The organism is Pseudooceanicola aestuarii, assembly GCF_010614805.1.
Lineage (GTDB): Bacteria > Pseudomonadota > Alphaproteobacteria > Rhodobacterales > Rhodobacteraceae > Pseudooceanicola > Pseudooceanicola aestuarii.
Window position 1 is genome coordinate 1,969,685 of record NZ_JAAFZC010000001.1, and the last position, 21,652, is coordinate 1,991,336.

The 21,652-nt window shown below is 67.1% G+C and carries 21 protein-coding genes; 10 read left to right on the plus strand and 11 right to left on the minus strand.

Annotated elements, in window-relative coordinates; all coding sequences use genetic code 11:
• Positions 1-123: 123 nt before the first annotated feature.
• The 6 genes from G5A46_RS09380 to G5A46_RS09405 form a co-directional block, all read right to left on the minus strand.
• The gene (locus tag G5A46_RS09380) at positions 124-1,383 is read right to left on the minus strand and encodes a TRAP transporter large permease (RefSeq protein ID WP_163849150.1); all 1,260 of its coding nucleotides are present in this window, start codon (positions 1,381-1,383) and stop codon (positions 124-126) included.
• On the minus strand, positions 1,380-1,931 hold the full coding sequence (locus tag G5A46_RS09385) for a TRAP transporter small permease (protein ID WP_163849151.1): 552 nt from the start codon (positions 1,929-1,931) through the stop codon (positions 1,380-1,382). The genes G5A46_RS09380 and G5A46_RS09385 overlap by 4 nt, the downstream gene beginning before the upstream one ends.
• Before the next feature lie 65 nt (positions 1,932-1,996).
• A complete protein-coding gene (locus G5A46_RS09390) occupies positions 1,997-2,974 on the minus strand; it encodes a TRAP transporter substrate-binding protein (RefSeq protein ID WP_163849152.1) in 978 nt (325 codons plus the stop codon).
• 46 nt (positions 2,975-3,020) lie between these two features.
• Positions 3,021-3,584 (minus strand): 3-hydroxyanthranilate 3,4-dioxygenase, encoded by a 564-nt coding sequence (locus G5A46_RS09395; protein WP_163849153.1) that lies wholly within the window; start codon positions 3,582-3,584, stop codon positions 3,021-3,023.
• 126 nt (positions 3,585-3,710) lie between these two features.
• Positions 3,711-4,595 (minus strand): EamA family transporter, encoded by an 885-nt coding sequence (locus tag G5A46_RS09400; RefSeq protein WP_163849154.1) that lies wholly within the window; start codon positions 4,593-4,595, stop codon positions 3,711-3,713.
• A 26-nt stretch (positions 4,596-4,621) separates the two neighbouring features.
• A complete protein-coding gene (locus G5A46_RS09405; RefSeq protein WP_163849155.1) occupies positions 4,622-5,575 on the minus strand; it encodes a dihydrodipicolinate synthase family protein in 954 nt (317 codons plus the stop codon).
• A gap of 173 nt (positions 5,576-5,748) precedes the next feature.
• Between G5A46_RS09405 and G5A46_RS09410 the strand changes: the two genes are divergently transcribed.
• From G5A46_RS09410 to G5A46_RS09420, 3 genes are all read left to right on the plus strand, one after another.
• A complete protein-coding gene (locus G5A46_RS09410) occupies positions 5,749-6,525 on the plus strand; it encodes an aspartate dehydrogenase (RefSeq protein WP_163849156.1) in 777 nt (258 codons plus the stop codon).
• Between the two features lie 8 nt (positions 6,526-6,533).
• Positions 6,534-7,499, plus strand: coding sequence for a LysR substrate-binding domain-containing protein (locus tag G5A46_RS09415; protein WP_163849157.1), 966 nt, complete (start codon positions 6,534-6,536; stop codon positions 7,497-7,499).
• 142 nt (positions 7,500-7,641) lie between these two features.
• Positions 7,642-9,078 (plus strand): NAD-dependent succinate-semialdehyde dehydrogenase, encoded by a 1,437-nt coding sequence (locus G5A46_RS09420; protein ID WP_163849158.1) that lies wholly within the window; start codon positions 7,642-7,644, stop codon positions 9,076-9,078.
• Positions 9,079-9,181: 103 nt separating this feature from the next.
• On the opposite strand, the gene G5A46_RS09425 is transcribed toward G5A46_RS09420, so the two are convergent.
• The 4 genes from G5A46_RS09425 to G5A46_RS09440 all read right to left on the minus strand — a co-directional run bounded on the left by G5A46_RS09425 (position 9,182) and on the right by G5A46_RS09440 (position 13,384).
• Positions 9,182-10,252: an AbrB family transcriptional regulator gene (locus G5A46_RS09425; RefSeq protein ID WP_163849159.1), complete on the minus strand. Its 1,071-nt coding sequence runs from the start codon at positions 10,250-10,252 to the stop codon at positions 9,182-9,184.
• A 2-nt stretch (positions 10,253-10,254) separates the two neighbouring features.
• Positions 10,255-11,772 carry a tripartite tricarboxylate transporter permease gene (locus G5A46_RS09430; RefSeq protein ID WP_163849160.1) on the minus strand — a complete coding sequence of 506 codons (1,518 nt, stop codon included), beginning with the start codon at positions 11,770-11,772 and terminating at the stop codon, positions 10,255-10,257.
• 1 nt (position 11,773) lies between these two features.
• Positions 11,774-12,256 (minus strand): tripartite tricarboxylate transporter TctB family protein, encoded by a 483-nt coding sequence (locus G5A46_RS09435; RefSeq protein ID WP_163849161.1) that lies wholly within the window; start codon positions 12,254-12,256, stop codon positions 11,774-11,776.
• Between the two features lie 132 nt (positions 12,257-12,388).
• The gene (locus G5A46_RS09440) at positions 12,389-13,384 is read right to left on the minus strand and encodes a tripartite tricarboxylate transporter substrate binding protein (RefSeq protein ID WP_163849162.1); all 996 of its coding nucleotides are present in this window, start codon (positions 13,382-13,384) and stop codon (positions 12,389-12,391) included.
• A gap of 293 nt (positions 13,385-13,677) precedes the next feature.
• Here G5A46_RS09440 and G5A46_RS09445 point away from each other — a divergent pair, with 293 nt between their 5' ends.
• From G5A46_RS09445 to G5A46_RS09475, 7 genes are all read left to right on the plus strand, one after another.
• Positions 13,678-14,334, plus strand: coding sequence for a GntR family transcriptional regulator (locus G5A46_RS09445; RefSeq protein WP_239520716.1), 657 nt, complete (start codon positions 13,678-13,680; stop codon positions 14,332-14,334).
• Positions 14,331-15,530, plus strand: coding sequence for a PrpF domain-containing protein (locus tag G5A46_RS09450; RefSeq protein ID WP_163849163.1), 1,200 nt, complete (start codon positions 14,331-14,333; stop codon positions 15,528-15,530). Before G5A46_RS09445 ends, G5A46_RS09450 begins: the two co-directional genes overlap by 4 nt.
• Positions 15,517-16,389 (plus strand): isocitrate lyase/PEP mutase family protein, encoded by an 873-nt coding sequence (locus G5A46_RS09455; protein ID WP_163849164.1) that lies wholly within the window; start codon positions 15,517-15,519, stop codon positions 16,387-16,389. Before G5A46_RS09450 ends, G5A46_RS09455 begins: the two co-directional genes overlap by 14 nt.
• A gap of 149 nt (positions 16,390-16,538) precedes the next feature.
• Entirely contained in the window at positions 16,539-17,234 is a 696-nt protein-coding gene (locus tag G5A46_RS09460) for a YoaK family protein (protein ID WP_163849165.1), read from the plus strand.
• Between the two features lie 137 nt (positions 17,235-17,371).
• Complete coding sequence (locus G5A46_RS09465) at positions 17,372-18,121, plus strand: IclR family transcriptional regulator (RefSeq protein ID WP_163849166.1); 750 nt, start codon at positions 17,372-17,374, stop codon at positions 18,119-18,121.
• Positions 18,122-18,159: 38 nt separating this feature from the next.
• On the plus strand, positions 18,160-19,896 hold the full coding sequence (locus G5A46_RS09470) for an acyl-CoA dehydrogenase family protein (RefSeq protein ID WP_163849167.1): 1,737 nt from the start codon (positions 18,160-18,162) through the stop codon (positions 19,894-19,896).
• Positions 19,897-19,969: 73 nt separating this feature from the next.
• Positions 19,970-20,299 (plus strand): CoA transferase, encoded by a 330-nt coding sequence (locus G5A46_RS09475; protein WP_163849168.1) that lies wholly within the window; start codon positions 19,970-19,972, stop codon positions 20,297-20,299.
• A gap of 186 nt (positions 20,300-20,485) precedes the next feature.
• On the opposite strand, the gene G5A46_RS09480 is transcribed toward G5A46_RS09475, so the two are convergent.
• Positions 20,486-21,649, minus strand: coding sequence for an acyl-CoA dehydrogenase family protein (locus G5A46_RS09480; RefSeq protein WP_163849169.1), 1,164 nt, complete (start codon positions 21,647-21,649; stop codon positions 20,486-20,488).
• Between the last annotated feature and the right edge of the window lie 3 nt (positions 21,650-21,652).

Sequence of the window (21,652 nt, forward strand, 5' to 3'; positions counted from 1 at the left end):
GGGCGCCGTCGGTGTCACGGACCAGCGCGGCATGTGGAATCTGTGGCCGGATGGTCCCGCGCCGGGGCGATCCACGGCGTTGGGCGGATGCCGGGCGGTGCGGGTGCGGGGCGGGTCCGGCGCCTAGATCAGCGCCGTGGAGAGCCAGGGGAACCGGCTGAGCAGCACCAGGATCACCGCCACGGCCAGCAGGAAGGGCCATAGCGATTTCAGGATCCGCCCGGAGGAAACGCCGCTCATCGACGAGGTGATGTAGAGGCCCACACCCACAGGCGGGGTCAGCAGGCCAAGCACCAGGTTCAGCGACATCACCACTCCGAATTGATAGGGGCTGATGTCGTAATTGTTGGTCGCGATCGGCAGCAGGATCGGGGCGATCAGGATGATGGCGGCGATGCCGTCGATCAACATGCCCACAAACAGCAGGATCACGTTGACGATCAGCAGGAACAGGAACGGATCGCTGGTGATCGTGGTGATCATCCCGGCCAGTTTCTGCGGCAATTCCTCGTAGATGACGACCCAGCCAAAGACATTGGCGGCGGCGATCATGAACACGATCATGGAGGAATTGACCGCCGTGCGCCGGAACATGGTGAAGAGATCGGCGGGGTTCAGCTCTCCGTAGATCCGCCAGCCGATCAGGAAGGCGAACAGCGACGCGATGGCCGCGCTTTCGGTCGGCGTGGCGATGCCCAGCAGGATGCCCCCGATGATCGCCGCCGGGATCAGCGCGGCGGGCAGGCAATAGAGCAGCGCGCTCAGCGCGTCCTTGCGGCTCAGCCATTCGCCCTTGGGGAAGCCGGTGACGGCGCCGACGGCAAAGATCACCGCGCCGAAGGCCGCGGCCAGCAGCAGGCCGGGCAGGATGCCGGCCAGGAACATGTCGCCGATGGGGATCTGCGCCAGCACACCGAAAATCACGAACATCATCGACGGCGGGATCACCGGCGCCAGCAGCCCGCCCGCCGCCGTGGTCGCGGCGGCAAAGCCGGGATCGTAGCCTTCCTTTTCCATCTCGGGGGTCATGGCGCGGGCCATCACGGCGATCTGCGCTGTGGCGGACCCGATGATCGCAGCCATGAACATGTTCGCCAGCAGGTTGATATAGGCCAGCCCGCCACGAAACCCGCCGACAAAGACGCGCGCGGCGTTGATCAGGCGGCGGGTCATGCCGCCCTCGTTCATCAGCTCCCCGGTCAGCATGAACAGCGGAATCGCCAGCAGGCCGTAGTTTTCCAGCCCCGCGAACATCTTCTGCGCGAAGCTGTCGTAAAGCACGGTATTGCCGCTGTCCCAGATATAGAAGATCGCGCTGAGCGCGAGCACAAGGGCGACGGGCACCGCGATCAGCAGTTGCAGGACAAAGATCAGGGGCGTCATCGGGCCGGGCTCTCCTTGGCGGACGCTTGGGCGCGGCCTTGTCCCAGCAGGTTGGCCAGGCTGTGCAGCGTGGCACCCAGGGCAAAGATCCACATGATGGACCAGACCCAGGCCTTGGGAATGCCCAGCGTGGTGGTGGGTTCGGCATAGACGAAGTTGAAGGTGGCGCCCTGAAAGGCCTGGGTGTCCAGCCCGTGGCGCAGCAGCTCCAGCGGCATGAACCAGCGCCAGCAGAACCACAGCATCATCACCGCGAAGGCAAGGACGATGGCATCCACCAGCCGGGCGACAAGGGTCTGAACCGGGGCGGGCAGCTTGTCGGTGAGGATGGTCACGGCGACGGTCTGGCCGAAATGCAGCGCGGCAGAGGCGCCGAGGAAGGTCATCCAGGCCATGGCGTAGATCGCCAGTTCATCCACCCAGTACAGCGCCGCGCCCATGCTGCGGGTGACGACGTTCAGCAGGATCAGGGCCGAGATCGCCACCCCCAGAAGGGCGGCGGCCCCGAGTTCGATGCGCGCCCAGAACGACGAGAAACGTCCGATCATTGAACATGTCCTTCGAAGAAAGCGCGCATCGCGTGGTGGTCAGGTGCAGTCACGGGGGCGGCGGATCACTCGGCCGTGTCGGCCGCGACCTGGCGCATGTCGTCCAGGACATCGGTCTTGGCCGACCATGTTTCGTTCCAGCTGGCGACCGCATCGCTGAAGAACGTGTCGTCCACTTTGATATAGGTGCGGCCCGTTGCCTCGATCTGTTCCAGCCAGGGGCCTTCCTTGGCGATGTAGCTGTCGATCGTGCCGTCGACATGTTGTGCCATCAGGTCACCGATCATGGTGCGATCTTCCTCCGACAGACCGGCCCAGACGCGGGCGGAGACAAGGCCGACCATGGGGAACATCATGTGGTCGGATTGCACGATCGTGTCGGCATGTTCGTAGTATTTCAGCGCCCAGATCAGTTCGGCGTCCATGTCGATGGCATCCACCTGGCCATTGGCCAGCGCGTCGTAGACCGAGGGCAGGGGCATCGGCGTCGGGGCAGCGCCGATGGCGTTGTAGAAGTCCAGCAGCGGCTCGAACGGGGTGATCCGCAGTTTCACGCCCGCCAGGTCGGCGGCGGAACTGACCTCCCCCCGGCTGACGATCTGGCGCAGGCCCGCCATGCCGTAGCCGGTGCCGACGACACCCACGGTGGCCGGCAGCTGCGCCAGCAGGTCCGTGGCCGTGTCGCTGCGCAGGATGCGCCCGGCATGGGCGATGTCCTGGGCCAGGTAGGGCGCGTAGAAGGCACCGAAATCGGGCGCGCGGTTCGACACTTCGGCGACCGTCATGAACGCCATGTCCAGCGCGCCGGTCTGCAATTGTTGCAACATCTCGGCTTCGTTGCCCAGCTGCCGCGCGGGGAAGACGGCGACGCTGTGCGCGCCGTCGCTGGCCAGGGCCAGGTCGGCGCCGAAGGCTTCGGCGGCCTGGGTCCAGATATGCGGCGGCGGGGTGATAAGGCCCAGGCGGAAATCCTTGGCCGCGGCGGGCAGGGCAGCCGACAGGACCAGCGTGGCCCCGGCAAGAGTACGTGCGATGGTGTTCATGAGAAGGTTCCCTGTTCTGTTATCTGACAGTTTTTTCTGTTCGGCGTCAAAGTTGCACCCACTCCGCCGGCGGTTTGCCCTTGCCGGGGTGCAATTCACCACAATTCGGGCAGGTCCGGGCTTCGGTGCTGTTATGGAAGGCGTCGTAAATTTTGGGCAGGGCGGTAACGATCCCCTCCGGCCCGTCCAGCGTGACTTCGGCGCGGTGCACCAGCGCCGAGCAGTTGAAACAGAACCATTCAAAGCCTTCCTTCATGCCGGGCTGGCGCGGGGCTTCCACCACGATGCCAACGGATCCTTCCTGCGGGCGCTGCGGCGCGTGGCGGACGTGAGGCGGCAGCATGAAGACCTCACCTTCGCGGACGGGGACATCGTAGATTTTCCCGCCATCGGCGATCTTCAGCATCATGTCGCCCTTTTGTTGGAAGAACCATTCCTCCACCGGGTCGTCGTGGAAATCGACGCGGGTGTTCGGCCCGCCCACGACCATGACGATCATGTCGCCTTCCTTGTGCAGCAACTGGTTGCCGACGGGGGGGCGCAGCTTGTCGGCGTGGTCCTCCACCCATTTCTTGAAATTGAACGGTTTGAGCGTCGGATGACTGGTCATGGTTCGATCCCCTGAATCGGCGCGTCCGCATTGCGGGACTGTTTCGAGTGACGGTAGGAGATTGCCAAACGATCAAGTACCTATTTCTGGGAAAGTGGATATCAGTATTCCTGATATCGGAGCGGTTCAGAGCATCAGCAGCGCGGTGCCGATCATCGCCAGGACCGACACGGCCAGAAGCCGGGGCAGGGCGATCGCCTCGTCGCGGGTGAACAGCACGATGATCAGGGCGGAGAACAGGACCTCCAGTGTGCCCAGAACCGCGACCGACAGCACGGATGCACTGCGCAGGGCCTGGAATTGCAGGATCTGCCCGACGCTGAGTGCCAGGGCCGTTTGCAGGTGGCGCGGTCCGACATCGCGGGTCAGGTCGCGCCAGCCCGGTCCCGCCCCCCGGCGCAGGATCGCCGCGCCCAGCATCCACAGGCCGCCCGCCATCGCCCCGACAAAGGTGCCAAGCGCGGCATCCGCCACATGGTCCAACCCCAGGCTGCGCAGGGTATAGGCGACGGCATAGGCCAGCGGTGACAGCAGCCCCATCGCCAGCCCCGAACGTGACATGCGCGCCCCGGATTGCGCGGGCCGCCGCATATAGGCCAGCACCCCGCCCAGCACAAGCGCCCCGCCCAGCAAAGTGGCGGGGTTGGGCAATTGGTGAAGGAACAGGGCGGCCAGCGGCAGGGCCAGAACCGGCGTCAACCGCCGCAGCAGTCCGGTCGGGACGGCGCCGATCCCTTCGGTGGCGCGGAACATCGTCTGCCGACCGACCACGTTGGCGCACAGGCCCGCCAGCGCAAAGATCGCCAGCCCCGTCAACCCGCCGGGCCGCAGCAGCGCCGCCAGAGGCAATGGCCCTGCGACGGACCACAAGCCGCAGGCGATCAGCGCGGTCATGGCCACCGACAGAAAGACGCCGTTATCGCCGCGCGCCATCCCTCTGGATCGGGTGATCAGAACCCCGGCCAGCCCGTAGGCCAGCGCTGCCAGGACGGCCAGTCCCTCCCCCGTCATGGCGGGGCATCACACATGGCGCAGGATCACAATTGCAGGCCGCAATCCTCGAATGCGGCGCTGGTGGCGGCTTTCTCCGCCTCGGTCAGGTCCAGCATCGGGTGACGGACGCGGCCCCCGACCTGGCCCAGAAGCTCCTGCCAGTACTTGCCGTGCGCGGTGGGCTTGCCCCCCGGCTTGGTGCTGCGGATTGCGTGGCGCACCGGGTCCAGGCTGTCGCGCACGCGGCGCGCGGCCTCGAACTTCCCGGCAAAGGCCAGATCGGTGTATTCCCGCATCCGCTGATCGTTTTTCGTCTGCAACTGGTAGGGCGGGGAGGAGCAGAGATAGAGCTGCCAACCCAGCTCCACGATATTGTCCAGCCACTCGTCTTCCGCCGATGTGGAGACAAGGATCCTGTCGCCCACCATCCGGGTCAGCCGGGCATACATCTCCCGCGGGACCGAATACTTGATCGCCATGATGTTGGGCAGTTCCGCGATGCGGGCGCAGGTTTCCGGCTCCATCAGGTAGCCGCTGTCGGGGTGGCTCCACATCGCGATTCCGATATCGAGGCGATCGCACAGGTATTTGTAATAATTGTATAGAACCTCGTCCCGGTCATGGCAGAAGCTCAGCATCGGGGCATGGACCACCACGTAGTCGGCGCCGCAATCCTGCGCGTGGCGGCCCAGATCCAGCACCGTGTCGACGTTCTGGTCCGAGATCGACATGATCGTCCCGGCCTTGTCGCCGCATTCCTCCACGGCGAGGGTCATGTTCCGCTTCCGCTCTTCCAGGGACATGGACCAGAATTCGCCCTGCTTGCCGGCGATGAACAGGCCCTGAATGCCCAGGTCGTCGATCCAGTGGCGGATATTGCGACGCAGCCCGGCCTCGTCCAGCCGCAGATCGGCGTCAAAGGGGTTCAGCGCGGCGGCCCAGATGCCGCGCATGGTTTCGCGGGCATGGGCCTTGGCCTCGGATTTCTGGTATTTCATGGCTGTGCTCCGATACGGGGGGCCGCCCCGATGCGGGTCAGCTGCCGGTTTGGCGCAGTAAGGCCGCAGGATCGGGCAGAAACCAACTGCAGAGAGGGAAATCAGGTATCCAAAATTTTTATACCAAACCTCTGCGAGTTTCCGATACCCTGACCCACCAGCAGGAGAGCGGAATGAAGATCGGGATCATCGGAAAGGGCGCCATCGGGCGCTACGTCGCGGCGCAGTTGCAGGCGCGGGGGGGGGGACCGCATGTTCTGCTGACCCGCAGCGGTGGCGATGCGGGGCAGCCGGGGATGGCGCAGGCGACCAGTGTCGGCGAACTGCCGGGGGACATCGCGCTGATGGTGGATTGCGCAGGCCATGCGGCACTGGCCGAGCATGGGCCCGCGATCCTGGATCGGGGGATCGACCTGATCACGGTGTCGGTGGGCGCGCTGGCCGATCCGGCGCTGGCCACCCGGCTGAAGGACGCGGCCGCCCGGGGCGGGGCGCAGCTGCACCTGGCCAGCGGGGCCATCGGCGCGCTGGACAGCCTGTCCGCCGCCCGCGTCGGGGGGCTGGAGGAGGTGATCTACACCGGTCGCAAACCACCGCAGGGCTGGATCGGTTCCCCCGCCGAGGAGAATTTGGACCTGCGCGCGCTGACCACGGCGCAGACCCATTTCGAGGGCAGCGCCCGCGATGCCGCCACCGCCTATCCGAAGAATGCCAACGTGGCCGCCGCCGTGGCGCTGGCCGGGGCGGGCCTGGACGCGACGCAGGTCCGGCTGGTGGCCGATCCCGGCGTCACCGCCAATATCCACGAGGTCCGGGCCAGCGGCGCCTTTGGCAGTTTCGAATTCCGGATCGCGGGCAACGCCCTGCCGGACAACCCGCGCAGTTCCGCCCTGGCCGCGATGAGCGTGATCGCCGCCATCGACCGCCGCCTGCGCGCGATCACCACCTGAAAGGCCCCTTGATGAGCCGCCACACCCGCATCGTCGAACGCGCCCTGACCCGGCTGAAGCTGCGCCAGCTGCGCCTGCTTGTGGCCGTGGGCCAATACGGAAGCATCCAGAACGCTGCCCGTGCGCTCAGCATCTCGCAGCCCGCCGCGACGAAGATGATCCAGGATCTGGAGCTGGATTTCGAGGTGGAGCTGTTCGACCGCACCAATCGCGGCGTCGTTCCCACGGTGTTCGGGGAGGCGCTGATCCGACACGGAAAGCTGATCTTTTCCCAGGTGTCGAATGCGGCGCAGGAGCTGGACGACCTGAACGAAGGCAACAGCGGCCGCGTCGTGGTGGGGACGTTGCTGGCCGCCTCTCCGGCGTTGCTGCCCATGGCGGTGGAGCAGCTGCTGCGCCAGCGGCCCAACGTGGCGATCAAGATCGTGGAGGGCACGAACGAGGTGCTGATGCCGACCCTATTGTCGGGGGAGATCGACATGGTCGTCGGCCGTCTGCCCAGCCAGAGGCACCGCAAGAACATCGTGCAGGAACGGTTCTTTGACGAACGGGTGATCGCCGTGGCGGGTACGGGGCATCCGGTGGCGGGGGAAAAGGCGGTCAGCTTCGACACGCTGAAATCCTATGGCTGGATTCTGCCGCCGCTGGAGACGACGCTGCGCCGCCAGATCGATCAGTTCTTCATGCGGCAGGGGCAGTATACGCCGCCCAAGACGATTGAATCGGTCTCCTATCTGGCCAATCGCACCTTGTTGCGCACCCATGATTTCATCGGGTTGATGCCCGCCTATGTCGCCGCGCTGGATATCCGCAGCGGGCTGCTGGCGCCGGTGAACTGGACGGTGCCTTTTGGCGCCGGGCCGGTGGGGGTGTCCTATCGCGGACGACACAGCTTGTCGCCGGCGGGCGCGGCCTTTCTCGATGCGCTGCACGCCGTCGCGGCGGAGATCGGGGCTACGCCGCACGCGGTCTGACGGCGCGGGGCGGGCTGGGCTGGGGATTGGCGGGACGGTTCCAGCTATTCGTGTTTCCGATATCGGTATTTGTTCAATTCAGTTGTGGTAATGCCACCGCCACGGGACACTTTCGGCAACGCGATGCAATTGTGAGGCCGCAATGATCTCCTATCCCGAACTCAAGCTCTTCATTGGCGGCGAATGGCGCGACACGCCCGATCACATGCCCGTCCTGAACCCCGCCACGGAGGCGGAGCTGGGCCGCTTGCCCCATGCGCGGATCACCGATCTGGAGGACGCGTTGAACGCGGCGGAGGCCGGGCTGAAGCTCTGGCGCGATACCGCGCCGCGCATCCGGTCCGACATCATCCTGCGCGCGGCCGCCATCATGCGCGACCGGCAGGAGGAGATCGCCCATGCGATCACGGCAGAGCATGGCAAACCCCTGCCGCAGGCCCGGTTGGAGGTCATTCGCGGGGCGGAATTCTTTGAATGGGACGCGGCGGAGGCGATGCGCACCTATGGCCGGGTGATCCCGGCGGCGCCCGGCTCGCAGATTTCGGTGCATCACCACCCGATCGGCGTGGTGGCCGCATTCTCCCCGTGGAATTTCCCGATGAGCCAACCAGCGCGCAAGGTCGCGGGGGCGCTGGCCTCGGGCTGTTCGGTGATCCTGAAAGCGGCGGAGGAAACGCCAGCGGGCGCGATCCACATCGTCCGCGCCTTCGAGGATGCGGGCCTGCCCGCCGGGGTGCTGAACCTCGTGTTCGGAACGCCGGCCGAAATCTCGGGCTTTTTGGTGCCGCAGCCGCAGGTGCGGCTGGTGGCGCTGACCGGCTCCACGCAGGTGGGGCGGCAGCTGACGGCATTGGCGGCGCAAAGCGATACTCGTGTGCTGATGGAACTGGGCGGCCATGCCCCGGTCATCGTCTGCGAGGATACGGACGTGGAACAGGCCGCGCTCAGCGGTGCGGTGCGCAAGATGCGCAATGCCGGGCAGGTCTGTACCTCGCCCACGCGGTTCTTCGTCTATGACAGCCTGTTCGACGATTTTGCCGATATCTTCACCCGCCGCGCCGCCGCCACGGTGGTCGGCAACGGCATGGAGGCCGGGGTGGAGATGGGGCCGGTGGCCAATGATCGCCGCATCCCCGTTCTGCGCGCCATGGTGGAAGACGCGGTCGCCAAGGGGGCGGAGCTGCGCACTGGCGGCGGGCGGCGCGGCGACAGCGGATATTTCTTCGAACCCACGGTGCTGGCCAATGTGCCGGACACCGCGCGGATCATGCAGGAGGAGCCGTTTGGCCCCATTGCCGTGCTGAACCGGGTGGAAAATCTGGATCAGGCCATCGCGGCGGCCAATTCGGTGCCCTACGGGCTGGCGGGATATGCCTTTACCAACCGCGCCGATTACATCGCACGCATGATCGAGGAGGTGGAGGTGGGCAATCTCTCCATCAACACGCTTGAGGCGTCCTTGCCGGAAACTCCCTTTGGCGGGGTGAAGGCCAGCGGCTATGGCCGCGAGGGCGGGACCGAAGGGCTGGACAGCTACCTGACCACCCGGAATGTCTGGCATTCGGCCGCTATCGTCTGAGGGTCAGCGCCCGTCCGGCGTCCGGGCGGGGTCGGTCCGCGAACCGGCATGGCGCAGGGGCCGTCGCCCTGGGCCGCGCGCTGCGGGCCGCCCGGCGCGGCGCCTATTCCGCGCCGCTCTTCCGGCGGCCGGCGCGGGCGGCGGCCAGGGGCAGGGCGGCCACGATCAGGAACACCCGCAGGACGTGATGCGCCGCGACCATGGCCGGATCAATCGCCAGCGCCAGGGCGACGACGCCCAGTTCCGGCGCGCCCCCCGGCAGGTAGGCCAGGAACAGCGGCGCCACCGACGCGTCGATCAGTGGCGCCACGGCCCAGGCCGCCCCCAGTGAGCCAAGGGCCAGAACCAGCCCGATCAGCGCCGCGATGCCGCCATCACGGGCGATCTGGCGCAGCGTGTAGCTGGCGAAGCGCGCGCCCACCGACCCCCCGATGACGATCTGCGCCCCCGCGGACAACAGCGGCGGCACATGCACTGTCAACACGCCGGTCATGTGTAACCCGGCCGAGGCAAACAGCGGAAACAACAGCAGCGCCGAAGGGAAGCGGATCCGCTGTCCCAGCCACCAGCAGGCGACCGCCACCACCGCCATCGCGCCATGGCGCAGCGGGTCCAGCGGCTCGGCCTCGGCGAAACTGGCGTGGTTCGCCTCCGCCAGGTCGATGCCGGTCATCAGCTGGATCAGGATCGGTGCGGAAATCAGCAGGACCACCAACCGGGCGGTGTGGCTCAGCACGACGCGGTTGACCTCGGTCTTGTAATCCTCTGCCAGCATGGTGACGACGGAAAGACCGCCCGGCATGGCGGAGAACAGCGCCGTCATCCGATCCATCCGGCCCCAACCGCGAAAGATCCAGTAGGCCATCAGACAGAACACCAGCGACAGCAGGCACATTGCCACCAGGCTGGGGATCCAGCTGTGCGCGCGGGCGATGACGTCGGGGGTGAATCCGGTGCCCAGCATGGTGCCGATGCCGATCATCGCATAGCCGCGCCAGGCGCCGGGCAGGCGCGGCTCGAACGGGGTGACCTGGGCCACCAGCGCATTGGCGAACATCGCGCCCAGCACCCAGGGCAGGGGCAGGTTCAGCGCAAAGAACAGCAGCCCGCCGGCGGCGCCGGTCGCCAGGGTCAGCAGGCCACGGACGGCGGGGTTCGAAACAAGGCCCGCCATCCTCACGCCGCCGTATTGCTGCGGTCGCCGCGCCGGCCAAAAGCCTTGAGCAGCGGAACACCCACCAACACCAGCAGCATGATGACGAACAGGGTCAGCGCGATGGGCCGCTCCAGCATGTAGCGCATCGGGTTACCGCCCGAAATCTGCATGGTGCGCACCAGCTCGCCCTCCATCATGCGACCCAGCAGCAGGCCGATGACCGTCGCCGCAACCGGGTAGTCGTTGCGCCGCATCAGCCAGCCCAGGGCGGCGAATCCTGCCACGGTCAGCGGACCGGCGATGGTGCCGGTGATGCCGTAGCCACCCCAGGCACACATCGCCAGGACCGAGGGCACCAGGTAGGACAGCGGCACCCGCACCACCAGCCCCAGCAGCCGCAGGCTGAGCAACCCCAGCACCGCCAGCAGCAGCACCTGACCCAGGTTCCCAAGGATGATGGAATAGACAATATCCGTCTGGTTGCGGATGAAGCTGGGGCCGCCGATGATATTGTGGAAGGAAAACGCCGCCAACAGCACCGCCGTCGCCGCGCCGCCCGGAATGCCCAGGGCCAGCAGCGCGGTCATGGATCCGCCTTCTGAGGAGGAATTGGCGCTTTCGGCCGCCACCACGCCTTCGGGCGCGCCCTTGCCGAACCGTTCGGGGGTCTTCGAGGTGCGCTTTGCTTCACCGTAGGAGACCAGGTTGGCGACGGAGGAGCCGACGCCGGGGATCGCGCCGATGATCGCGCCCAACAGGCTGCCGCGGATCAGCACGCCGGGATAGCGGAACGTCTCTCCGGCGCCTTTCAGGATCCGGCCAAAGGAGATGTCGCGCTGCGCCTCGTCGCGGACAAGGTAGGTTTCGCCGCGCAGGCGCAGCAATTCCGAGGCGGCGAAGATGCCGATCATGGCGGGCACCACGGGCAGGCCGTCGATCAGATAGGGCATCCCGACATCGGTGCGCATCACGCCGGTGGTGGACATGCCCAGTTGGCTGAGCATCAAGCCGAAGGTACCGGCCAGCAGGCCCTTGGCCATCGAAGTGTCGTTCAGCGTGGCGATCAGGGTCAGCCCCCAGAGGACGACAACCACCATCTCCAGCGGCCCGATCTTCAGCACGAAGGCGGCCAGCGGCTGGATCAGCAGCATCAACAGCACGTAGCCCACAAAGGCCCCCACGACCGAGGCCGCCAGCCCCAGGCCCAGGGCCTCGTTATGCTTGCCCTGCCGCGCCATCGGGTAGCCGTCAAAGGCCGTCGCGATGGAGCTGGAGGAGCCGGGGATGTTCATCAGGATCGCCGTCACCCCGCCGCCATAGGCGCCGCCGGTGAAAATCGCGGTCAGGAACAGCATGGCCTGAAGGAAGTCCATGGAAAAGGTGATCGGCAGGAATACCGCCATCGCCATGGATATCTGCAATCCGGGGATGGAGCCGAAGACAAGCCCGATCAGCAGCCCCGGAATGACCCAGAGCCAGGGAGTGATGCCGGAAAACAGCAGGTCCAGCGCCTGCGACAATGCGAGTTGGTCGATCATGTCACAGCACCAGTGTCAGCATGGGATAGGGGAACAGGGAGCCGAAGCCATAGACCAGCAGCACGGTGAAGATCGCGGCGTATAGCGGCGGCATCCACCAGCTCTTGCCGCCGCTCATCACCACGCCGGCCCAGACGAAAAGGAAGGTCGCGAGGTCGAACCCGACATGGGTCAGCGCATAGCAAAAGACCGCAAACCCGGCCAACAGCAGCATGTCGCCCCAGATCGCGCTGGCGCGGGGGGTAGGCTTCGGCGTGGCGTCGGCCTCTGCGGTCGCGGAGGTGTCGGGCGTGGCGGCAGGTTTCAGCAGCGTGGCGACGATGATCACCACGGCGATCAGCGCGATCAGGCCGGCGACCGGCGCGACCACGACCAGGTTGTCGAGGCTGGCGCGGGCCTGGATCGAACTCCAGGTGATGTATCCGGATATGGCCAGGATGATGCCGATCAGCGCGGCGTGGGTGGCGTGGAACTTGCCTGTCACCTGGTGACCTCCCCCAAGGGTTGCGGTTCCCCGGACGCCACCGCCGCGCCGCCACAGGGTGAGGTCCGGCGCGGACGGCTGCGATCCGGCGGTCCGGCGCGGGACGGATCTGCCCGCGCCGGACCCGGTTGATTATTCCTCGCCCGCGAAGCGGGTCAGGATCTCGTAGTTGGAGACGATGATCTCCGTGGTGCGCTCCGGCCCCAGCCATTCGGCGCCCATGTCCTGCGCTTCGAGCGATGCGACGAATTCCTCGTCCTGCATGACCGCGTGGTAGGCGTCCACCATCTCCTGGAACGCTTCGGGATGCTTTTCCTTGAAGGTGGCATGGGCCGCAAGGCCACGCATGGACCCGGCCAGCGTGGTCACGGGGTCGTGGCCTGCGGCTTCCAGCGCCTCATCCAGGGTGGGGGCGTCCCAATCGTCGGAGCGTTCGTCGGCGGCATAGGCCAGCGGGCGGACGTATTCGGCGATCGACAAGGTGCCGTCGGCGGCCAGCACGGTCATGTCGACCTGCCCGCCCGCAACAGCGGTACGTGCCGCGCCACCGGATTCGTAGGTGACGACGTTCACGTCATCCTCGCTCAGCCCGAAGGCTTCGAGGGCCAGGCGCAGGTTGATCGCGCCAGAGGAGTTCGGCACCACGGAAACGCTGATCTCGCCGGGGTTCTCGGCGGCGGCCTTCATCACGTCGGCCAGCGTTTCATAGGGGGTTTCGGCATTCACCGCGAAGATGTCGAAATCGTTCCACTGCCCGTTGATGAAGGCGAAATCGTCCAGCGTGTAATCCGCGTCGTAGTTCAGGATCGCGTTGGAGATATAGGGGTGGATCGATGTCGCCAGGAAGTAGGCGCCGTCATCGGGCATGTTCATGAAATAGGTGTGGCCGACATGGCCGCCGCCACCCTTCTGGTTGATCACCGTGATCGGCGTTTCCAGCTCGTCCTGAAGGCGTTGCGCCAGGGCGCGGGCCGTCCGGTCGGCGGAGCCGCCCGGGCCAAGCGCCACGACAAAGGTGATCTGGCGCGGCGGCCAGTTTTCCGCCGCCGAGACGGCCAGCGGCGAGACGGTCGCAGTCAGCGCGGCCCCAAGGGCAGCGGTTGCGAAGGCGCGTTTGGTGAGATTCATCGAGTCCTCCCCTCATGAGTCAAAATGGTATTGAGCAAATATTGTAACACAATTTGCCCGACAGAGCAGACTTACGCCTCTCGGCCATTTGCTGTCAAGCGGGCACTTTCCATTGACAAGATCCAAGTAAAATAGGATTTTGTGTGGAAAATTCCAGTATGTTGCCCGGTTTGGCTTGGGCGCTCCGCCCGGAGGAGGTCGGTAAATTGTCAGCAAAAAGCAGCGCGCCAGAAAAACAAGCCCGCTCCGCGAAGCAGGGCGCAGCGGTCAGATCGGACGAATCGCGCGGCCTGGTGGCAGAGCGCGTGGCCCTCGCCTTGCAGGGTGAGATCCTCGAAGGACGGTTCCCGCCCGGCGCCCGCCTGGGGGAGGTTGCGCTGGCCGAACGGTTCGACGTCAGCCGCGGGCCGGTGCGCACGGCGCTGAACCAGTTGGCGGAAACCGGGATCGTCACCATCGTGCCCAATAGCGGCGCGCGGGTGCGCGAACTTGGCCGGGAAGATGCCCGCGCCCTTTACGAGGTCCGCGCCGCGTTGGAGGCGGAAGCCGCGCGCCTTGCCGCCGGGCGCGCGGACGCCGGGGCGGGAGACATGCTGGACAAGCTGCTGGGCCAACATGCGGACGAGGTCTCGGCCCATCCGCAGGGCGCCTATCTGCAAGGGCCGGGGGACCGCGACTTTCACATGGTCATCGCGCGGATGGGGGGCAACCCGATCATCCTGCGATACCTCACGCGTGAGCTGTATCCCCAGCTGTCGCTGCTGCGGGTGAAACACCGCAATGTCACCGGGCGCGGCCAGGCCGCCCTGACCGAACACCGCCGCATCGCGGAGGCCATCGCCTGCGGCGACGCCGAGGTCGCGGGCCTGTTGATGCGCCGTCATATCCGCGCCAGCTGGGAAGCGCTCGAAGCGCAGCTGGGCGCCGTCACCAAGGAGACCCCTGCATGAGCCAGATCGCAATTCCCGCCGCCTTCATCCGGGGCGGCACATCCAAGGCGCTGGTGCTGCAACGCCGCGACCTGCCCAGGGACGAAACGGCCTGGCCCGCGCTTTTCGCGGCGATGCTTGGCTCTCCGGATCCGAACATGCGGCAGTTGAACGGCATGGGCGGGGGGATCTCGTCCTTGTCCAAGGTCTGCATCATCGGCCCGGCGACCCGGCCGGATGCCGATATCGACTATACATTCGCGCAGGTCGGCGTGGTGGACAACACCGTCGATTTCACCGGCAATTGCGGCAACATGAGTTCCGCCATGGGTCCCTATGCCTACGAGGCCGGGTTGGTTGACGGCCCCCGCGACGGGGAAGCCCGTGTGCGCATCCACAACACCAATTCCGGCAAGGTCATCGCCGCCCGTTTCGCCGTTGCCGATGGCTTGGCCGTGGTCGATGGCGCGTTGGAAATCCCCGGCGTGCATGGCACCGGCGCGCCGGTGGCGCTGGATTTCCTGGACCCGACGGATACCGCCGGTCATGGCGCGCTGCCCACCGGCGCCGCCAGTGACAGCCTGACCCTGTCGGACGGCCGGCAGGTGCAGGTCACGATGATCGACGCCGCCGTGCCTTCCGTCTTTGTCGCGGCGGCGGAGGTGGGCGGCGACACCGGCGCGCACCCGGCCGATATCGACGCCGATCGCGCCCTGATGGACCGGCTGGAGGAGATCCGCAGCCGGGCTTCTGTCGCGATGGGGCTGACCGCCGATCCCGACGCCGCCCGCGCCCGCATCGCCACGCCCAAGGTCGCGATGGTTGGCCCCGCCGCCGATTACGCGGATCTGTCCGGTCATGCCCACGGGGCGGCCGGGCATGACCTTCAGATCCGCATGATTTCCGCCGGGCAGGCGCATCGCGCGGTGCCCGTCACCGGCGCGCTGGCCCTGGCCTGCGCGGGCGCCATCCCCGGCACGGTGGTCGCGGCGCAGCTGGCCGCAGGGGTCGATCCGCTGGCCCTGCGTATCGGCACGCCCTCGGGGATCGTCAGTGTCGGTGCCAGCCGCGCGGCCGACAGTGGCGCCATCACCGCCGCTCGCATCCTGCGCACGCAGCGCCGGCTGATGGACGGCCGGGTTTACGTGCCGCGCCCGGCGCCGACCCCCCAAAAGCCTACTTCCGAAGAGAAAGAGACACGTCATGCTGAATCATGAGATCAACCGCCGGTTCAAGTCCCGCATCACCGGCGGCGGCGCCCTGCTGCTGCCCGGCGCGGCCAACGCCCTGGCCGCGCGGGTGATCGAGGATCTGGGGTTCGAGGCGGTCTACCTGTCCGGCGCCGGGCTGACCAACACCTACCTGGGGATGCCGGATCTGGCCTTCATCTCGCTGCCGGAGATCGCCCAGCACACCGCCGCGATCCGCGATGCGACGGAATTGCCGATCGTGGTGGATGCCGACAACGGGTTCGGCAACGGGCTGAACGTGCGCCACACGGTGCGCACGCTGGAACGGGCCGGGGCCTCTGCCATCCAGCTCGAAGACCAGAAGACGCCGAAACGCTGCGGCCATTTCTCCGGCAAGGAGGTGGTTCCCCTGGCCGAGGCACGGTCTCGCATCCGGGCTGCCGTGGATTCGCGCCAGGACGAGAACACGCTGATCGTCGCGCGCACCGATGCCGCCGCCACTGACGGCCTGTCCGAAGCGCTGGACCGTGCCGCCGCATTTGTCGAGGACGGCGCCGACATCACCTTTGTCGAGGCGCCGCAAACCGTGGATGACCTGCGCGCGATCCCGGCCCGTCTGGCTGACACGCCGCAGCTGGTGAACCTGGTGGTGGGTGGCAAGACGCCGATCCTGTCGGTGGACGATTTCACTGATATGGGCTTTGCGCTGGTGCTCTACGCGAATGTGGCGCTGCAATCGGCGCTGTTCGGGATGCAGACCGCGCTGACCCAGCTGAAGGACCAGGGCCGCATGGACGAGAGCGGCCCGCTGGCCGGCTTCATGGAACGTCAGCGCGTGGTGCGCAAGGATCTGTTCGACGATCTGGACAACCGCTACGCCTATTGACCCGCCGGTCGGGCGCAAGGAGGCGGCGGGCCCCGTCGCCTGCCCGGCCCCTGCGGCATTCGGCCCGCCCCGGCGAGGCCGCGCCGCGCTTGGCCAACTGCCGGGGCCGGGGCTAGGATCGCCGCGAACCACCATGCGGAGGCGCGGCCATGCTGATCCGGGTCGGAGAGGATCGAACGGAGGTCATCGACCTGGCCCTGGCGGGGCTCTTGTCCTCGGTCGCCGGGGCGCTGAACGCGGTCGGCTTTCTGGTCGCGGGATCCTTCACCGCCAACATGACCGGCAACCTGTCGTCCTTTGCCGACGAGTTCGCGGGCGGCGAGGTTCTGCGCGCGCTATCCTTTGCCGGGCTGATCCTGGCCTTTGTCACCGGTGCCTGGGTCGCGGCCATGGCCATCGGCTGGGGGGTGCGGCGTGGCCAGCGGTCGGTCTATGCCACCGTCATCGCGGGGCAGGGGGCGCTTCTGCTGGCCCTCGGGCTGGTGGTTCCGGTCGCGCAGGCCGACAGGCACATGGCGCTGGTGGTGGGGTTGAGCTTCATCATGGGGTTGCAGAATGCCGTGACCACGCTGATCTCGCAGGCGCGGGTGCGCACCACCCATGTCTCGGGGATGGCGACGGACATCGGGATCGAGCTGGCCGCCCTGACCGGCGACGCCGGAACCCGGCGCGCCACGCTGCCGCGGCTGCGCCTGCACGGGATCACCCTGTCGTGCTTTGCCCTCGGCGGGATCGCGGGGGCACTGGTCTTCGCATTGCTGGGGCGTTGGCTGTTCGTGGCCACCGGTGCCCTGCTGCTGATGCTGGCCCTGCCCGAGGCCCTGCGCGCGCGCCGCGGTTTCTGACGCCCGAACCACCTGAAAACCGCGCCTGCCGAAGGTGACGGCCCACTGCCGCGACTGGATTGTGGCGGCTCCTCCCTTGCGTTTAGTCCAGATTTGTGGATTCACTAGTCCAGTATATTGGACTTTTGCGGGGAAGCATGCGGGTACGCCAAGCGGATAATGTACTATCGGTGCTGGAATTCTTTGCCGAACGGCGTAGCCCGGCCAGTGTCGCGGACCTGGCGGCGCATTTCGGCTGGCCACGCTCTTCGACTTTCAACCTGGTGTCGACGCTGATCGACCGGGGCTATCTGTACGAACCGCGGGCGCGCGGCGCCTATTACCCGACGGCCCGCTGGCAGGCCATGTCCGCCGCCATAGCCGAGGCCGACCCCCTTCCCGAACCCCTGATCCGATTGCTGGACCATCTGGCGGAGACCCTCGGCGAAACCGTCTGGATCGCGGTGGTCGGCGGGCTGGACGTCGTCATGCTGGAAGTTCGCGAAAGCCCGCAGCTGATCCGCTATGCAGCACGGCCGGGGATGCGCCTGCCGATCCATGTCACCGGGTCGGGGCAGGCCCTGATCTCCCTGATGCCGGCGGGAGAGCAGGACGCCCTGCTGCGCCGGATCCGCTATGACCGCTACAATCGCAACACGCCGATGGATGCCGCCACGGTGCGCGACCAGATCGCGCAGGCCCAGGCACGCGGCTGGTTCATGTCGGCCTCGGCCTATTCGTCGGACCTGGGCGGAGTGGCGCTGCCGTTCACGATCGCGGGCCGCAACTTTGCCGTCACCGCCGCCGGCCCGGAGGCGCGGGTGCTGCCCCGCATGGCGGAGATCGCGGGCATCCTGCGCCAACAGATCACGGAACATTGCGGAGACGACGCCATCCAAGGCGTCTGACCCCGCGACGAAGGGGCCCCGCGCCCGGAGGAGGACACATGCCGTCGATACATCGCAACATCCCGGACAGCGCCGGGCTGAATGCCTTTCGCGCCGATCCCGCGCTGCGGGCGTTGCTGAAGCTCTACCTGGACCCCGAAACGCTGGCCGCCCTGCTGCCCCGGCTGGAAGAGATGGGCGCCCGCCTGGGCGGTGAACTGGAGGAGCTGGCCCTGACCGCCGACCGCAACCCGCCGGTGCTGCACATCCGCAACCGCATCGGCGCGCCGCAGGAGCGGATAGAGAAACATCCCGCCTATCAACGTCTTGAAGAGATCGCCTATGGCGAATTCGGGCTGGCGGCGATGTCGCATCGCCGCGGCGTCTTCGGTCAGCCGGAGGCGTTGCCGCCGCTGGCGAAATACGCGCTGGTTTACTTGTTCGTGCAGGCGGAATTCGGGCTGTGCTGCCCGCTGTCGATGACAGATTCGCTGACCCGGACCCTGGTGAAATTCGGTGATCCCGACCTTGTGGCCGAATATTTCGACCAGCTGACCAGCCAGAACATGGACCTGGCCTTCCAGGGCGCGATGTTCATGACCGAGCAGCCCGCCGGATCCGACGTCGGCGCGATCGAGACCACTGCCCGCCAGGATGCGGACGGAACCTGGCGGCTGTACGGGGACAAGTGGTTCTGCTCCAACCCTGATGCGGATCTGGCGATGGTGCTGGCCCGGCCCGAGGGGGCGGACCAGGGCACCGGGGCGCTGTCGCTGTTCCTGTTGCCCCGTCACCTGCCCGAGGGCAGCCGCAACGCCTATCGGATCCTGCGACTGAAGGACAAGCTGGGCACCCGGTCCATGGCCTCGGGGGAAATCATGCTGGAGGGGGCGCAGGCGCATCTGGTCGGCGATCCCGGCCAGGGGTTCAAGCAGATGACCGACATGATCAACATGTCGCGGCTGGCCAATGGCGTACGCTCTGCCGGGATGATGCGCCGCGCGGTGGCGGAGGCGTTGTTCATCGCGCGCAACCGCAATGCCTTTGGGCGGCGCCTGGCGGAACTGCCGCTGATGCGGCGCCAGCTGGAAAAGATGCTGGTCACGGCCGAGCAGGGCCGGTCGATGGTCTTCCACACCGCGCGCGTGCTGCAACGGGCCGATGGCGGCGATGCGGAAGCGGCGCGCGTGTTGCGCATCCTGACGCCGCTGATCAAGTTCCGCACCTGCCGCGATGCCCGCAAGGTCGCCGGCGACGCGATGGAGGTGCGTGGCGGCTGCGGCTATATCGAGGAATTCTCGGACGCACGGATCCTGCGCGACAGTCACCTTGGCTCCATCTGGGAGGGGACAAGCAATATCGTCGCCCTGGACGTCGCACGCGCCACCCGCCGCGAAGGCGCGTTGGACGCCCTGCGCGGCCATCTGGACACCCTGATCGCCGAGACGGGCAGCACCCTGCCCAAGGGGTTGGAGGACGCGATGGTCCGTGCCTTCGAACTGATGGCCGATGTGGCGGCGGACAAGTCGCGGGAGGCCGAGGTGCGGCAGGCCGCCAGCGCGGTCTACAATGCCACCTCGGCGGTCATCCTGGCCTGGGAGGGCGCGCGGATCGACCAGGATGGCGGCGCCACGGCGGCCGGGATCGGATCGGACCGGACGCGGCTGGCGGCGCTGGTCCTGCGGCACAAGCTGGTGCCGCGGGATCCGCTGGCGAAGGGCGAACTGGCCCCGGAAGACGGTTTGCTGGACCGGGCGCTGGCGGATGCGACGCCCCTGCGGGAGGCGGCGGAATGATTCCCGCCGGAGCATGGGAAAGAGCCGAAGGTCTTCGACCTGAGCCACGTTCCGAGCGGCGCTTTCGCGGGCCATGTGGCGGGGGATCACGGAGCGGAGATCATCGAAGTGGCCCCCCGCAGGCGACGAGACCGGCGGCTGGAAACCGCCGTTCCAAGACGGCACCGCCGCCTATTTCGAAGGGCTGCACCGTATCAGCTGCGCGATCGCGCCGGACCTTGTCCAGTCGGCGGGCCGGGAGGGTCCGCTACGCCTTCTGAAGGGTGCCGACATCCTGATCGAGAACCTAAAGGTCGGCACGCCGCAGAAATGGGGACTGAGTGACAATGACGGGTCAGCCCGGCCGGTGCCGGTTCAGGCGCGATCCCGCGAGAGAGCGCCCGGCGCTGCCAGGGGTGGCTGACCCTCGGTCCCTGCCGGGTTGGCGCACGCGTGGAGGCAGAACGCCGGCGGCAGCGACCCGAAGGCGAGGGGCCAGCCGGAAGGGACCAGAGGCAGGAAGTCCGCGGCAAGGGGCCCGCGCCTGGCCCGCCCCGGCCGGGAGGCGGCATGGCGCGCCCCGGCGGCATGGACCGACGCGCGCCGTCGATCAGGCGCGGCCGGTGAATTCCTTGACCATGCGGCGGGCGATGATGACCTGCTGAATCTGGCTGGTACCCTCGTAAATGCGCAGCAGGCGACTGTCACGGAACAGCCGTTCGATAGGGTATTCGGCCATGTAGCCGGCCCCGCCGTGGATCTGCAATGCGCGGTCCGCCACCCGGAACGCCATTTCCGAGGCAAAAAGCTTGGACGACGAGGCCATCAGGATCGCCTGGCCGTCGCGGTCGTAGGTCGCGGCCGTGGCGCGGACCAGGTGGCGGGCGGCCAGCAGCTCTGCCTGGCTTTCGGCCAGCATTCCCTGCACGAACTGGTGTTCGGCGATGGCCACGCCGAATTGCCTGCGCTCCAACGCGTAGGCGGTGGCCACGTCCAGCATCCGCTGCGCCGTCCCGATCGCGATCGAGGCGACATGCACCCGCCCCCGGTCCAGCACCTTCATCGCGGTGCGAAAGCCGCGATTCTCGTTGCCCGGCCCGCCGATGATCGCGGATTCGGGCAGGCGCACGTCGTCAAAGATCACGTCCGATGTCTTGGTCCCGCGCTGACCCAGCTTCCGGTCGGGTTTGGCCACGGTGATGCCGGGCGTGTCCGCCGGCAGCAGGAAGGCCGAGACACCGTCGCCGCCATCGCGCGCCGGATCGGTGCGGGCAAAGACGGTGAAGACCCCGGCGCGCACCGCGTTGGTGATGTAGCGCTTGGTCCCGTTGAGGATGAAATCACCGCCGTCGCGCCGGGCGGCCGTCTTCAGATGCGCGGCGTCCGAGCCGATATCCGGTTCGGTCAGGGCAAAGCTGGCGATCATTTCCCCGGTGGCGAGGCGCGGCAGGTAAGTGGCCTTCTGCGCTTCGGTCCCGTCCATGACGATCCCCTGTGAGCCGATGCCGACATTGGTCCCGATCAACGAGCGGAAGGAGACGGAGGCATAGCACAGCGCCTCCACCAGCCGCGATTCCTGCAAGGTGGACAGGCCCAGCCCGCCATGCGCCTCGGGGATGGACAGGCCAAAAAGGCCCATCTCGCCCATCTCGCGCACGATATCCTCGGGGATGTCGTCCTCTTCCTCCACGCGGGGTTCGGCGGGGATCAGGCGTTCGCGCACGAAACGCTCCACCGTGGTCAGGAGCTGTTCGAAGGTGTCATCGTCAACCATGTC